The organism is Hypnocyclicus thermotrophus, from assembly GCF_004365575.1.
In the GTDB taxonomy this organism is placed as follows: domain Bacteria; phylum Fusobacteriota; class Fusobacteriia; order Fusobacteriales; family Fusobacteriaceae; genus Hypnocyclicus; species Hypnocyclicus thermotrophus.
In genome coordinates, this window is record NZ_SOBG01000006.1 from 114,158 (window position 1) to 130,571 (window position 16,414).

The window sequence follows — 16,414 nt, forward strand, 5'->3', positions numbered from 1 at the left end:
TTATTTTCCCCTTTTATCAAGTGCTTCTTTCAATACTTTTTTTATCTCTTTTTCATCTGTATATTTTTTTATTGTGTCTGATATATCTTTTGGTATCATTGGTAAAATAACATTTTGTGCTTTTATATATATTTTTGCTATTTTACTATCATCTAATTGTTTTTCTAAATTTTCTTGATATTTTGCTACAAATGTAATTATAAATAATAAAAATACTGATACAATTACTCCTTTTATAATTCCAAGTATCATTCCTAATACTTTATCCAAACTCCCACTAACACTTTTAGTTATAACAAATCTAAATAATTTTAATATAAATCCAAATACTATATATACTGCTATAAAAAGTAAAGTATATATAATAGTATTAGCTATTCCCTTGTCAACACTAACATTAAGTTTTGAATATACAATAGGTGTTAGTTGTTTTGATATTACTATATTTAATCCCAAAAAAAATATCGATAATATCTCATAAATAATCCCTTTTTTGAAACTAAGTAATGCAAAAATCAATAAAATAACAATAAATAATAGATCTAAATACATATACGCCTCCCTATTTTTTATATACTCTTACCCACAAACATTTTAAATATAAAGTTTCTGGTATATGAAGAATCCATGGATGATCGTTTGGTTGATAATTTACTCCCAACACCTCTAATATTTGTTCATTTTCTGATGCCGCCATTCTACTCGTTTCTATTAAGTCTTGTAAAGTAATATTATATGCACATGTTATTATCCCTACTATACCTCCATTTTTTATAATTTTAAAACTATCTAAACATAAGTTGTAAAAAAACTCTCTTCCTTTTTTTCTTTCTGTTTTCTTTTTTATAAGAGATGGGGGATCTAATGTAATTACATCATATTGTTCTCCACTTTTTACAATATCTTTTAAAACTTCAAATGCATCTCCTTCAATAGTTTTAAATTCATTTTTAAATTTATTTAAATTATAATTTTCATGACATAACTTCAATGCATATTTATCTTTATCTATTGCTACTACTTTTTGACATCCTTCTTTTAAAGCTGCAATAGAAAATCCACCACTAGATGAAAAAACATCTAAAAATTTAGTTTCTTTATTTAAATATCTTCTTATAAATTTTCTTGATTCTCTTTGATCTAAGAAAAATCCTGTTTTTTGACCATTTATTATATCTACTATATATCTCAAATCATTGTCTTCCATTATAATTTTATCTGGTATTTCTCCATAAATAATTCCTGTTTGCTCACCAACACCTTCAATTACTCTATTTTCTACATCTGATCGTTCATAAATTCCTTTAGGTTTTACTATTTCTAAAATAGCTTTTATTATAATATCTTTATATTTTTCTATTCCTTCATTTCTAAATTGAACTGATAAATAACCATCAAAATCATCAGCTATGAATCCTGGAATTCCATCTGCTTCTGCAAAAAATATTCTTTTTGAATTTGTTTCTTTTTTTAAATATGTTCTTTTTTTATATGCTTCTTTAATTTTTTTATAAAAAAATTCATAATTTATATCTTCATCTTTTGTTGTTAATACTCTAACTAAAATATTTGTATTGTTGTTAATATATCCTTTCCCTATAAAATTTAATTTCTCATCACATACATTAACTATATCACCAATATTATATTTCCCCATTACTGCTTTTACTTCATCTTTAAATACATTTGGATAAAAATTTTTAATTTTTTTATCTTTATTTTTATTTAGTATTACTCTTGTAGCCATTTTATTCCTTTCTTATCCTATTATTACCATATTATCTATTCTTACGTATTTTCCACCAAATATTCTCTGCACATTTCCTTTTAATTCTATTTTCTTATAAATACTTATTTCTCTTTTTTCTTGATTTATTATTTTCCCAAGAACAATAGTTACTTTTTCATCAGTAAACAATCCGCCTGTTGTTTTGCTAATAACTTTTCCTATTACTAAAGAGCCCGTTTTTGCTATCCCCTCAATATCTTTTTCTAAATTAAATTCTAATATTTCTCCTACTTCTAAAGAACCGTAATTTTTAACCGTTCTTATTTCTATAACCCCTATTTCTCGTTTTAAAAATTGACCTTTTTTAATGAAATCTTTATCTGTTATAAGTAAATATGAATATATATCATTTATTCTATCTAGCAATGCTTCTCCATTTTTTCTGTCACTATAAAGATATTCTTCTATTTTTTCTATTCTAGTTTGAAGGTCTAAATCAGAATCTCTTTCTTGAAATATATAATCTTCTAAATTGTCTACTTTTGTATTCAAACTATAATAACTTCCATCTAAAAATACTAAATCATATAGTTTTCTTTGTCTAATTAAAATATTGTCATTACTTCTATTTCCTATTATTCTATCTTCTAGAAATCCTATTCTTTCTTCATAACTCATTCCACTTGTTTCCATGCTTATTCCTATTACTTTTTTTTCTAAATAATTAATCCCTTGAAATTTTGAATTATCAATAGATTTTGTTTGTACTGGAGTATTATTAACAATGCCCCCTTGTTTTACTGTGTTTTGTAAAGGTACATTATTAGTACAAGCTAATATTATTAATCCTAATACTAATAATACTATTTTTTTCATTAATTTTCCTCCTCTATTATCTCTATATCATACGAATGACTAATATCTAAATCTAAACTATATACTGTAACTTTATAATTTCCGGTTGTTATTTCCTCTTTAAAATTTGAAGTCAAATCCCATTCATATGATAATTTTAATTCGCCTCTTTGAGCCAATTTTATCTTTTTACTTCTCTCTCTTTTAATATCTAATATATCACTTTTATATATAACTTTATTATCTTTTTCTACTATAATATTAAATATATTTTTTCTATTTATTTCTATAATTTTATCTTTTCTAGTAGTATTTTGTATCGTTAAATTAATTATCATAAAATTATTTTGATTAAGTTTTTTATTTCTTATTGTAGAAACTATCTTTAAACCATTTTTTTTAGTTGTATAAGAATATTTATGAACCGAAAAATAACTTTTTAAAAATATAAACATAAACACTATAACAATTATATCTAAAAAAGTTATTAATCTTGAAGAAATTTTTAATTTTTGAAATATCATAAATATACCCTCTTTACTCTTTTAGTCAGAGATGTTAATAATTCATATGGTATTGTATCTATCATACTAGCTAATTCACTTATATTCTCATCATATATTATTACTTCATCTCCTAATTTTACTTTATCTACTATTGAACTGTCTATACTTACCATAAATTGATCCATACATACTAGTCCAACTATTTTACATTTTACATTATGTATCTTTACATAACCTTTATTTGAAAAAGCTCTTTTTACTCCATCAGCATATCCTGCTGAAATAGTAGCAATTACTTCTCCCTCTTTTGCAAGATATTTTTTCATATAAGATATATATCTAGGTTTATCTATTTTTTTTAAATGAACTATTCTAGATTTAAATTTTAATACATTTCTTAAATCCAACTCTTTTTTTGTTGTATTTATCCCATAAAGTGCTATTCCTGGTCTTATTAAATTGCTATTTGTTTTATCTAAATAATTAATTATCCCAGCACTATTTGATATATGTTTATATTTTACTTCTATATTATGTGTTAATTTTTCAAATTCTCTTAATTGATTAATTGTATATTTTTTTTCTTCTTCAACATCTGCAACAGAAAAATGAGAATATATTCCTTCTATTTTAGCTATTTTATTATTTTTTATATAATTATACGCTTTTAAAAACTCTTCTGAAAAAAAACCTCTTCTTCCCATGCCTGTATCTATTGCTATATGTATTCTAGGATAAATTTTATATTTTTCTATATTTTTTATATTTTCAAAAGACGCTACTGTTATAATTATATTATATTTTATAATATCGTCATATTCATCACTTAGTACACAGCCCAATATCAAAATATCATCTTTTATTCCATTTTTTCTAAGTTCAATAGCTTCATCTACAGAAGCAACTCCAAATATTTTTATCCCATTTTTCTTTAAAATTTTAGATATTTCTATTGCACCATGTCCATATGCATCAGCTTTTAATATCCCTAATATATCATGATTATTTGAAATGTTTTTAATTATATTAATATTGTGCTCTAAATTTTTAATATTTATTTCAGCCCAAGCTCTCATACTTTGCGTCCCTCTTTCTATGTTTATCTTGCTTTTTAGTATGTTTTTTTCTAAAAACATACTAAAAAGCAAGCGAGAGAAAACCCTCTTGCCTGCTTTTATTTTAAGTAAAATTTAATTCCTCTTCCAATTTTTTCATAAGTCAATTTATCTTCTTTTATAAGCCAACCAAGTGCTAATAAAATTTCATCTCTTTTAAGCTTTGTTTCTTTTTCTAATTCAACAATACTTTGTTTTGGTTTATCTGCTAATGTTTTCCATATTATCCCTGCATTATTTCCTATCATTTCAAATGAATACTTCAATATAATCCCTCCCTTTTTCTTGTTAAACTTTTATTTTTTTATTTTTTTCAAATAAATATACAAGTGGACTAGCTACAAAAATAGACGAATATGTTCCTGAAACTATTCCTATTAACAATGTCGTAATAAATGTTTGTAAGCTTGCTCCTCCAAATAAAAGAATTGCAACTACTGCTAAAAAAGTAGTTAATGATGTATTTATTGATCTTACTATTACATCATTTATACTTTCATCTATTATCTCTCCTAAATTTCTTGCTTTATTTCTTCTATATACTTCTCTTATTCTATCAAATACAACTATTGTATCATTTATAGAATATCCCAATATTGTAAGAACTGCAGCTATAAATGGTGTATTTACTTCATAACCTAAAAGTGCTATCCCACCTATTGCTATTATTACATCATGTAATAACGCTATTATCGCTGCAATAGCAAAAATAAACTCAAATCTAATAGTGATGTATATAACTATTAAAATTGCTCCTATTATAAGTGCTGATATTGCACTTGTTTTTAATTCTTTTCCTATAGTTGCTCCTACTTTATCTACTTTTAATAAGTCAAATTTTGAATATTTTTCCTCTAATTTTTTTAATAAAGTACCTGTCTCTTCTTCTGTTAATTCAGGTACTCTTATTATAACAGAATTATCATCAGCAATTTGAACTTTTCTACTAGTTGAAGCTACTTGAGATATTTCATTTGAAATTTCATCAAATACATTATTAAGTGTTTTTAAATCTGCTTGTTTTTCAAATTTTACTTGTACTAAACTTCCACCAGTAAAATCTATTCCTAAATTCAATCCTTTTATTATACCTATTAATGATACTACTATTAAAAATGCTGAAAAACCTAACCATATTTTTGTTTTGTTAATAATTTCTAGTCTTTTCAATTTTATTTCCCCCTAACACCAAAGAATTTCGGATTTTTTATATCAGTATAAAGAACAAGTGTTTTTAACATAAATCTAGTCGCTGTAATAGCTGTAAACATTGAAGCAAGTATCCCTATTGTTAATGTAACTGCAAAACCTTTTACAGGCCCTGTTCCTAGAGAAAATAAAATTGCTGTAATTATAAGAGTAGTAATATTTCCATCTAAAATTGCAGAATATGCTTTTTTAAATCCATTTTCTACACTTTTTAAAATTGAATTTCCTCCTCTTAATTCTTCTTTTATTCTTTCAAATATTATTACATTTGCATCTACTGCCATTCCTAATGTTAATATAAGTCCAGCTATTCCAGGTAATGTAAGTGTTGCTTCAAAATAATTTAGCGTTCCAAATATGATAATTCCACAAATTGTAAGAGCTACATCTGCTATAAGTCCTGGTAATTTATAGAAAATTGCCATAAACGCCATTACTAATACTATTGCAATTATTCCCGCTTGTTTACTTTGAGCAATTGATTCATCACCTAAAGTTGCTCCTACTGTTCTTGTTTCAAGTATTTCTGCTTTTACAGGTAATGCTCCTGCATTAAGTAAAGTTTTTAAACTTTTTGCTTCTTCTATTGTATATCCTCCTGAAATAGTCCCTTTCCCTCCAGGAATTTCACTTTTAATTGTTGGTGATGTTTGAACTTCACCATCAAGAGTAATAGCTAATTGTCTTCCTATATTATTTCTAGTTAATTCTGCAAATTTCTTAGCTCCTTCTATTGTTAACTCAAATACTATTTGAGGTCTTCCAAAATTATCATAACTTATGTCTGCTTGTTTTAAATCTTTCCCATTTACTCCTGTTTCTGTTAATGAACCATCTGATTCTACTAATTTAAATTCTAAAAACGCTGTTTTCCCTATTGTTTCCACTGCTTTTTGAGTATCTTTAATACCAGGTAATTCTATTATAACTCTTTTATCACCTGTTTTTTGAACTACTGCTTCTGATACTCCAAATCCATTTACCCTTCTCTCTAAAACTTCTATTAATCTGTCCATATCATTTGAAGTTATAGTTCCTCCATCTTCAGCAACTGCTTCCATTACTACATATACGCCACCTTTTAAATCTAGTCCCATTTTTATAGGTTTTTTAAAAGCAAAATATGCTGCACCTAACAGAACTATTAAAATAATAACAAAATCAAATACTAAATTCTTTTTCATGCTTGCCTCCTAATTGTATTATAATAAAATTTATTTTTTACTATCTAAAAATGTTTGCAAAATAATAGCTGCAGCTACTTTATCTACAACTTTTCTTTTTTCTATTGCACCCTTTTTATTCATAGCCGTGAGTGCTTTATCAGCACTCACTGTTGAATATCTCTCATCTATCTCTATTATTTCTAACCCTTTTATTTCTTTTAGTAATTTTGAAATAAATAATCTCACTTTTTCAGCTTGTCTTTTTTCACTTCCATCTAAACTCTTAGGTATCCCAACAACTATAGATGAAATATTTTCTTTTGTTAATATCTCTTTTATTCTTTTAATTGCTTTTGTTTTTCTTCTGTCTATTACTTCATATGGTGTAGCTGTAATTCCTAAAATATCTGATTTCGCTACCCCTATTCTTACATCTCCTATATCAAGAGATAAATATTTTTTATACATTTTTTATCCCTTCTCTTAATTTTTATAAACTTTCAGTTAATATTTTTTTTGCTAATTTTATTGCTTCTGTAACTTTATCTCCATTTGGTCCTCCAGCTTGTGCAAAGTCTGCTCTTCCACCACCTTTTCCACCTGCTACTTCAGCTATTTTTCTCACTAAATCTCCAGCTTTTATTTTATTAATTAAATCTTTTGTTACTCCTACTGCGAATATAGCTTTTTTGTTATTTGTTCCTAATACTACTACACATGAATTCAATTTCTCTTTTGCTTTATCAACTATTTCTCTTAATTCACCGGCTTCTTTATTTTTAAAAGTTTTTAACAAAACTTTTACTCCGTTTATTTCTTCTATTTCATTAAATAAACTATTTGCTTCATATGTTGCTAATTTTGATTTTGTTATCTCTAATTCTTTTGTTAATTCTTTTTGCGTTTCAAGCAATTTAATTATTTTATCCTCAATATGATTTATATCTGTTTTCAATAATTCCGCTACTTTTAATATCTCCCTTTCCATTTCATTTACTACTTCAAAACTTTTATATCCTGTAGTTGCCTCTATTCTTCTTACTCCTGCTGCTATCCCTGATTCATGTAAAATATTAAATAATCCAATTTCTCCTGTTCTATTTACATGAGTTCCTCCACATAGCTCTATAGAGAACCCTTCTACTGATACAACTCTAACTATATCTCCATATTTATCACCAAATAGAGCCATTGCTCCTTTTGATTTTGCAGATTCTATATCCATATATTCTATTTTTACTTCAAGATTTTCAAAGATTTTTTTATTGACAATTCTTTCTACTTCTTCTACTTGTTTTCTAGTCAATCCTTCATAATGAGTAAAATCAAATCTTAATCTATCTTCTGTTACTAATGACCCTGCTTGATTTACGTGTTCTCCTACTACCTCTTTTAAAGCTTCATGTAATAAATGTGTTGCTGTATGATTTCTTTTTATTGAATCTCTTTTTTCTTTATCTACTTTTAAAATAAGCTCATTACCTTTTTCTATATCTCCTTCATTTATTTCAACTATATGTAAATAAATATCTTTTCTTTTTTGTACATCTATTACTTTTCCATTAAAGTTATCACCTATTATTATTCCGCTATCTGATACTTGTCCTCCTGATTCAGCATAAAATACAGTTTTATCAAAAATAATTTGTAATTTATTTTCTTCTAATTTTTGTATATCATATACAATAGCTTTTGTTTCTAATAAATTATATCCTTCAAAATTTGTTTTGCCGTATATATCATAAAATTTTTCAATAAATTCATCTTGCCCTTCTTCTTTAATTACTTCTCTACTATTTCTAGCTCTATTTTTTTGTTCTTCCATTTTTTCATTAAATTCATCAAAACTCACTTTTATTCCGTGCTCTATAGCAATCTCTTCTGTTAATTCAAATGGAAAACCATATGTATCATAAAGTTTAAATACAGTTTCTGCATCAAATTTTGTTTTCTTTTGTAATTTTAATTTTTCAATTTCTCGAATTGCCATTTCTATCCCTTGATCAAGAGTTTTAGAAAATTTTTCTTCTTCTATTTTTATTACTTTTCTTACGTGTTCTTTTGTTTTTTCTAACTCAGGGTAAGCATTTTTCATCATATCAACAACAAAATCTACCAATTTATATAAGAAATTATCTGTTATATTTAATAGTCTACCGTGTCTTACTGCTCTTCTTAATATTCTTCTTAAAACATATCCTCTTCCTTCATTTGATGGTAATACTCCATCAGAAATTAAGAAAATTATAGCTCTAATATGATCTGTTATAACTTTTAAAGAAAAATCTGTTTTTTCATTATTTTTATATTTTACATTTGCCATTTCAGCCACTTTTTCTAAAATAGGAAATAATAAATCTGTTTCAAATGTTGTATGTGTTTTATTTAATGCTGCTGTAAGTCTTTCAAGTCCCGCTCCTGTGTCTATATTTTTCTTTGGAAGCGGCTCTAAACTCCCATCTTCTAATCTATTGTATTCAGTAAATACTAAATTCCATATTTCTAAATATCTGTCACAATCACATCCTACTCCACATGTAGGACTCTCACATCCAAATTCTTCACCCATATCTATATATATTTCACTACATGGTCCACAACTTCCCGTTGGTCCTGCCGCCCAAAAGTTATCTTCTTCTCCAAGTCTAACTATTTTTTCTGCTGGTATTCCAACTATTTCTTGCCATATTTTTGCTGTTTCGTCATCATCTTTAAATACTGATACCCATAATTTTTCTTTATCAAATTTTAATATTTCTGTTACAAATTCCCATGACCATTCTATTGCCTCTCTTTTAAAATAATCACCAAAAGAAAAATTTCCAAGCATTTCAAAAAAAGTATGATGTCTAGCTGTTCTTCCTACATTTTCAAGATCATTTGTTCTTATACATTTTTGATACGTAGTCACTCTAGGATACGGAGCTTCTTTTTGACCTAAAAAAAAAGGTTTAAAAGGTACCATTCCTGCAACCGTCAATAAAAGAGTTGGATCATCTGGTATAAGTGATGCACTTTCAAAATGTTTATGTGTTTTATCTTTAAAAAATTCAATAAATTTGCTCCTAATTTCATTTCCAGTAAGCATTTTTCTATCACCTCAATTAAAATTGTTAATGTATTAACAAAAATATAATATATATTTTCTGCTATAATGTCAATAAATATTAATCTAATTTAAATTTTTCTCCCAAATAAACTTTTCTTGCCTGCTCATTTTCTGCAATTTCTTTTGGAGTTCCTTGAATAAATACTTTTCCCTCAGCCATAATATATGCTTTTTCTGTTATATTTAATGTCTCTCTCACACTATGATCTGTAATTAAAATCCCTAATCCTCTTTCTTTTAAATATCTTATAATATTTTGAATATCTTCTACTGCAATTGGATCAACACCTGCAAAAGGCTCATCAAGAAGTATAAAATCCGGATTATTAGCAATAGTTCTAGCTATTTCAACCCTTCGTCTTTCTCCACCCGACAGAGAGTATCCAAATGATTTATATACATGCGTTAGTTTAAATTCTTCTAAAAGTTCATCTTTTATTGCTATTCTTTCTTTTTTACTTATATTTCTCATTTCTAAAACAGATAAAATATTTTCTTCTACTGTTAAATTTCTAAAAACTGATGGTTCTTGAGCTAAATAACCTATTCCTAATCTAGCTCTTTTATACATTGGATATTTTGTAATATCTTTTTCATTGAAATATACTATTCCTAATTCTGGTTTTACTATTCCTACTATCATATAAAAAGTTGTAGTTTTTCCCGCTCCATTTGGTCCTAAAAGTCCAACTATTTCACCTTTTTTAACTTCGAGACTGACACCATTTACAACTTTTCTTTTTTTATATATTTTCACTAAATCTTGAGCTGCTATACTTTTCATTGTATATCTCCTACAATTTCTATTTTTTTATTTTCTTTATATCCTTTATATTCTATCTCTTTTTCTATATCTTCAAATCTATATTTAAGCTTGAATTCAAATTCATTTTCAAATATATTTTTATTATCATCTATTTTTTTTATTTTTTTAAATTGATAACTCAAATCTTTATTTTCAATAATTAATTTATTATCTATAATATCAAATTTTGTTTCTAAAATTTTTCCATTAATATAACTATCTTTACTTTCTTTTTCTACTTTTACAATATATTCTTTTTTTATTTCTGTATTATAAAGTTTATAAGTAGCAGTAAGAATTACAACTTCATCATTTTCTAAATATTTAGGATGATTTACTTCACCATATTTAGAAATAATATTTTTATTACTACTATTCCATATTATTATAACATTTCCATCTCTTTTTTTTAAGTCTATAGTTTTTATTTTTTCAGTTAATACTTTAGGAATCTTTATTTTCTCTATTGTTTTATTAATTACTTCGATATTTTTCTTTTCATTTTTTTCTTTATTTTTTTTCTGTTCTAAAGTTTCTATGTCAAATGTAAAAGCTATATTACCTTTTCCATATAATTTATTTTGTTTTAAGTCATATATCCCAGAATCAGCTAATATCTTAGTATCACCTTTATACGATATTACATTTCCACTAAGATCAATTTTATTGAGCGTATTATTAAAAATAGCTTCGTCTGCTCTTGTATTCACATCTCCACTTTCTTTACTTATATTAAAAATTTTTACATTTTCTTTCATTTTTGCTATTTCATTATTTATATCAAATTCTAAATTTTGTGATGAAATTTTATCTGTTTTATCTATCTCTAAAATAGATTCACCAGTTGAAAATACTGTTTTCCCAATATTATCTAATTCTAAATAATTAGAATTTAAATATAAATTTTTATAATAAAAATCTACTTTATCTTTTATCTCTGCTCTAGTAAGCTCTTGTTTATCACCTTTTGTTGTAAAATATATTTTTGCTGTTTCTCCTTCAAATGTAATACTATTTTTTGTTTTTTCATCTATTATTTTTGCTTCTAAACCATTATAAAAATTAAATTCATTTTTATAATATTCTCCATAAATGTAATTTCCTTTAATAATATTTCCATTTATTGTTGTAAATAAAGGATTTTCACCTTTTATTATTTTTTTATTTAAATTTATTTTAGCATTATCTAAAGTAATTTTTATATTATTTCTTTTAAAAACTATAGGTTCTGGTGAATCAATATACTCTGTCAATTTATAATAAATCATATTATTTGTTAAAATTTCAATATTATCTCTTGTATATTTTACATTTTCATTTAAATAAGCTATTTCATTTCTTATATCATATTTTATCTCATCGCTTAATATTTTACTTTTTTCATTATTAGCAATAAATTTATTTCCTAAAAATTCATTATTATTTAAATCTATTTCTCCGCTATAGATTTCCCCTTTCAATTTTTTATCTTTTGATAAAATAAAAGCTTTTACTGGAAATTCTATCAATTTACTTTCATCATTATATATAGCTTTTTCTGTATAAGCTGTATAATTATTATAATCTATTTCTACATTTTTTTTTAGTGAAATATCATTTGTTCCTTGAATATATATACCATTATCTGCTCTAAATTTTATCTTTTCTTTAAAATTTTCTCCAATTATATTTTCTAAAGTTATTTGATTATTTTTTAAATCATATTTATATTTTAAAAAATAAATATTATATTCATCGTTTTTTAAATTTGACTTTTCGTCACTTAATAAAATTTTATCAATATCATTATATATTGCATTTGTTCCATTAATATTACCTTTTTCGTTAATTATCGTGTATTCATTTGGAATATATAGTATATCTTTATCAATCATTTCTATTTTATCTGTTTTTATTCTGTATTCATCATTTTTTAAATTCACATTATTTTTTAATGTATATTTTTTATTATTATAATCGATAAATATATTATCACTCGTAGCTTTATTATTTTTGTTAATTATCGTTATATCCTCTGCTATTCCTTTTTCAGTATCTATTTTATATAATAATTTATTACCATAGATCTCTATTTTATTCTCTTTTTCTAACATTTCAAAATTATTTGGTACTTGCAGCTCTGATTTATTTAAGTTGTACTCTACTAGCGTTGAAATTAAATGATACTTTTCTAGCTCTACTCTTAATTTATTTCCTGTTATTAACATTTTTTTGTTTTCTTCATTATAAATAACTTTATCACCATAAATTTTATTCCCTTCTTTATTTATAATTATATTATCATAAAGAAATAATTCTTTTGAATCTATAAATGCTTCACCCTTATCTGCTATAAAACTAAAATCTTCATAATTTCCATGTATTTCACCTATCATAATCATTTGTTTATTATTTAGATTATAATTTATTTTACTCATTTCTAAATTTTTAAGATTATCATATATTTTTACATCTTTTTCAGCTATGACAACTTGTTTTATATTATCATAATAAAATTTTTTAGCTGATAAAGTATAATTGTTCATTTCTAATTTATATGCTAAATTACTTATTAAAATTTCTTTTTTAAGATTATAATTTAATTTTGTAAATTTCCCTATTAACATTTTTTTTTGTGATTTATAATTTATAATAATATTCCCTGAAATTTCTAAATTTTGATCTTTTTCAGAGTAAACAGCTCTATCAGCATATATTATAGAATCACCATGGTAAATTTTAATATTTCCAATTAATTCAAAATATGAAAAATCAGAATTTGTATTAAAAGTATCTGATATAAACTTTAAATCTTCTTCTTTGTTAATAGCTGTTAATCTTCTATTTCCAATAATTCTTTTAGATTTTGCCAAATACTTTAACTCTTCAGTTTCTAACTCCCAACCATTCTTACTATTTGTTCCTTTGATATTTCCTCTAAGAACCATATTACTATTTTTATCTATTTCAGCTTTATTTCCTTTTAATATACTAGTTTTAAAATAAGCTAAAGTTTGTTCAAATATTTCTTTTTTACTAATAGCTTCATTCGTTTGAATTTCTGCTTTGATTTTGTAATTATCAAAATTATATATAATATTAGTAGTTTTTATATCATTATTAAATTCGATTTTTATTTCCTTATCTTTTTTTATATATGTATTATATATAAAAAATACTAGAAATAGCATTATAAATAAATTCAAGCTTTTTTTTAACATTTTTCCCCCAATAATTTGATTTTCATTTTATAATCACTAAAAATTTCTAATTTTTTAATTAAAAAAATAATTTGATATATTTTTCAATATTTATTTATATTAGAGTTTTATTTTTTTATTTGTTTTTCAATTTCAAAACTATTTCGTTTAAATAATTTATAGCTTGCATTGGTGTAATATTGTTTATATCAATAGTTTCAATATATTTTATTATTTCAATTATATTTTCTGGAACTACTTCTTTTATTTCAACTATTCTTTCTGGTTCATCTTCTATTTCTTCTTCTACCCCGCCAAAAAGTGCAAGTTGTTTTCCTTTTATTTTTTTTTCAATTAAAGCTCTTTTTTCTTCAAGATTTTTTAATATTTTTCTTGAATTTTCTAATATTTCATTTGGTAGTCCTGCAAGCCTTGCTACTTCAATTCCATATGATTTATCTGCTCCACCTTTTACAATTTTTCTTAGAAAAATAACACTATCATCTATTTCTTTTACTTCAATTCTATAGTTAATTACTGTTTTATATCTATTTTCTAACTCTGTAAGTTCATGATAATGTGTTGCAAATATAGTTTTTGCTTTTACATTATTATGTATATATTCTGTAATAGATGTAGCTATTGAAATTCCATCAAATGTAGATGTTCCTCTTCCTACTTCATCTAGTATTATAAATGAATTTTCTGTAGCATTATTCATAATATTTGCTACTTCACTCATCTCTACCATAAATGTAGATTGTCCACTTACAAGATCATCGCTCGCTCCTATTCTTGTAAATATTTTATCTACTATACCTATAGTAGCATAATCAGCTGGTACATATGATCCCATTTGAGCTAATATCAAAATAAGAGCTACCTGTTTCATATAAGTAGATTTTCCTGCCATATTAGGCCCTGTAAGAATTATCAAATTTTTTTCTCTATCAAAATACACATCATTTGCTATAAAATCTTCATCTATTAAAAGTTTTTCAACAATAGGATGTCTACCTTCTTTTATTTCTATGCTATATTCTGTATTTAATTCAGGTTTTATATAATCATTTTTTATTGCAACTGATGCAAGAGATATTATTACATCTAAATAACTTATATCATTTGCTAATTGTTGCAATAAATTTTTTTCTTTTCTTATCTTTTCACTAATTTCTTTAAATAATTCATATTCTAAATTTTCTATTTTATCTTTTGCATTAATTATCTTATTCTCTATTTCTTTTAATTCTTCTGTAATATATCTTTCAGCATTTGTAAGAGTTTGTTTTCTAATATATGTATCTGGTACTAAATTTATATTTGATTTTGTTACTTCTAAAAAATAACCAAATATTTTGTTATATTTAATTTTCATAGTTTTAATACCTGTTTTTTCTCTTTCTCTTGCCTCTATTTCGATTATTATATCTTTTGCGTTTTTAGATATTTTTCTTAATTCATCAAGTTCTAAATTTACATTTTCTTTTATAATTCCACCTTCCCTTATTGAAAAAGGTGGTTCTTCTGTAATTGTAGTATCTATTAATTTATATAAATAATCTAATTTTTTTATATCTATTTTTATTATTTTATCATTATTTAGTATAGCTGCTATTTCAATAGATGATTTTATAGATTTTTTTAATGCTATAAGATCTCTTCCATTTTCAGTACCAAGTATTATTTTCCCTATAAGTCTCTCTATGTCATATATATTTTTAAGGTTCTCTTTTATTTCTTCTCTTTTAATTATATCTTTTATAAAAAAAGTTACATCATTTTGTCTTTTTTTTATTTTTTCAATACTTGTAAGAGGATTTTTAATAAATTTCTTTAATAATCTAGAACCCATTGCTGTTTTACATTCATCTAAAACCCAAACTAAAGTTCCTATATTATTTTTCTCACTACTAAAAAGCTCTAAATTTTTTTGAGTAGCTACATTAAGCTCCATATACTCTGCTCGATTTTCATAACTAAGTTTTGTTATTGGTAATTCATTATATTTATGAAGTTCTAACGCGTATTTTAAAATAATCCCACTCGCATCTATAGATAATAATTTATCTTCTATCCCAAAACTTTCTAATGATACTATATTAAAATACTCCTTTATTAACTCTTCTGAAGTTTTTAATTTGTTTATAATAGTATAATTTATATCATTAATTTCTAAAAATTTATCTATTTCATCCCTTATTTCTTTATAGCTTTCTTCCTCTATAAGTATTTCTTTTGGCGAGATTTTATATACTTCGTTTAAAACTTTTGTTTTTTCTATTTCAAATGTTTTAAATTCTCCTGTTGTAATATCTAAATAACTTATTCCTGCACGATTTTCTTTTATAATTAAAGATAATAAATAATTATTATTTTTCTCATCTAAAAAATCTATATCTATAACGGTACCAGGGGTAATTATTTTTACCACTTCTCTTTTTACTATACCTTTTGCTTGTTTAGGATTTTCTACTTGCTCACAGATAGCTACTTTATAACCTTTATTTACAAGTTTTGATATATAACTAGCTGCAGAATGAAATGGAACTCCAGCCATTGGAATATCTATACCTTTTTCTTTATTTCTAGATGTTAGTGTAAGGCCCAATTCTTTTGATACTATAACAGCATCCTCAAAAAACATTTCATAAAAATCTCCCAATCTAAAAAAAAGTATATTATCTTTATTTTCAGATTTAATCTGTCTGTATTGTTTCATTAATGGAGTTTCCGCCATA

The 16,414-nt window shown here is 24.4% G+C and carries 13 protein-coding genes; all 13 read right to left on the bottom strand.

Going from position 1 to position 16,414, the window contains the following annotated elements:
- A complete protein-coding gene (locus EV215_RS07665; RefSeq protein WP_134113419.1) occupies positions 1-552 on the bottom strand; it encodes a CvpA family protein in 552 nt (183 codons plus the stop codon).
- A gap of 10 nt (positions 553-562) precedes the next feature.
- Positions 563-1,747, bottom strand: a complete 1,185-nt coding sequence (locus tag EV215_RS07670; RefSeq protein ID WP_134113420.1) for a class I SAM-dependent rRNA methyltransferase — start codon at positions 1,745-1,747, stop codon at positions 563-565.
- Between the two features lie 12 nt (positions 1,748-1,759).
- Complete coding sequence (locus EV215_RS07675; RefSeq protein WP_134113421.1) at positions 1,760-2,605, bottom strand: hypothetical protein; 846 nt, start codon at positions 2,603-2,605, stop codon at positions 1,760-1,762.
- Positions 2,605-3,108: a hypothetical protein gene (locus EV215_RS07680; protein ID WP_134113422.1), complete on the bottom strand. Its 504-nt coding sequence runs from the start codon at positions 3,106-3,108 to the stop codon at positions 2,605-2,607. The genes EV215_RS07675 and EV215_RS07680 overlap by 1 nt, the downstream gene beginning before the upstream one ends.
- Positions 3,105-4,226 carry an alanine racemase gene (gene alr / locus EV215_RS07685; protein WP_166667377.1) on the bottom strand — a complete coding sequence of 374 codons (1,122 nt, stop codon included), beginning with the start codon at positions 4,224-4,226 and terminating at the stop codon, positions 3,105-3,107. Before alr ends, EV215_RS07680 begins: the two co-directional genes overlap by 4 nt.
- Before the next feature lie 38 nt (positions 4,227-4,264).
- Positions 4,265-4,471: a winged helix-turn-helix domain-containing protein gene (locus tag EV215_RS07690; RefSeq protein WP_134113424.1), complete on the bottom strand. Its 207-nt coding sequence runs from the start codon at positions 4,469-4,471 to the stop codon at positions 4,265-4,267.
- Between the two features lie 22 nt (positions 4,472-4,493).
- On the bottom strand, positions 4,494-5,375 hold the full coding sequence (gene secF, locus EV215_RS07695) for a protein translocase subunit SecF (RefSeq protein ID WP_134113425.1): 882 nt from the start codon (positions 5,373-5,375) through the stop codon (positions 4,494-4,496).
- A 2-nt stretch (positions 5,376-5,377) separates the two neighbouring features.
- Positions 5,378-6,598 carry a protein translocase subunit SecD gene (secD, locus tag EV215_RS07700; protein ID WP_134113426.1) on the bottom strand — a complete coding sequence of 407 codons (1,221 nt, stop codon included), beginning with the start codon at positions 6,596-6,598 and terminating at the stop codon, positions 5,378-5,380.
- A gap of 30 nt (positions 6,599-6,628) precedes the next feature.
- The gene (gene ruvX, locus EV215_RS07705) at positions 6,629-7,048 is read right to left on the bottom strand and encodes a Holliday junction resolvase RuvX (protein WP_134113427.1); all 420 of its coding nucleotides are present in this window, start codon (positions 7,046-7,048) and stop codon (positions 6,629-6,631) included.
- Between the two features lie 22 nt (positions 7,049-7,070).
- On the bottom strand, positions 7,071-9,668 hold the full coding sequence (gene alaS / locus EV215_RS07710) for an alanine--tRNA ligase (RefSeq protein WP_134113428.1): 2,598 nt from the start codon (positions 9,666-9,668) through the stop codon (positions 7,071-7,073).
- 79 nt (positions 9,669-9,747) lie between these two features.
- Positions 9,748-10,473, bottom strand: a complete 726-nt coding sequence (gene lptB, locus EV215_RS07715) for an LPS export ABC transporter ATP-binding protein (RefSeq protein ID WP_134113429.1) — start codon at positions 10,471-10,473, stop codon at positions 9,748-9,750.
- Positions 10,470-13,694, bottom strand: coding sequence for an LPS export ABC transporter periplasmic protein LptC (gene lptC / locus EV215_RS07720; RefSeq protein WP_134113430.1), 3,225 nt, complete (start codon positions 13,692-13,694; stop codon positions 10,470-10,472). Before lptC ends, lptB begins: the two co-directional genes overlap by 4 nt.
- Positions 13,695-13,809: 115 nt before the next feature.
- Positions 13,810-16,413 (bottom strand): DNA mismatch repair protein MutS, encoded by a 2,604-nt coding sequence (gene mutS, locus EV215_RS07725; protein WP_134113431.1) that lies wholly within the window; start codon positions 16,411-16,413, stop codon positions 13,810-13,812.
- Between the last annotated feature and the right edge of the window lies 1 nt (position 16,414).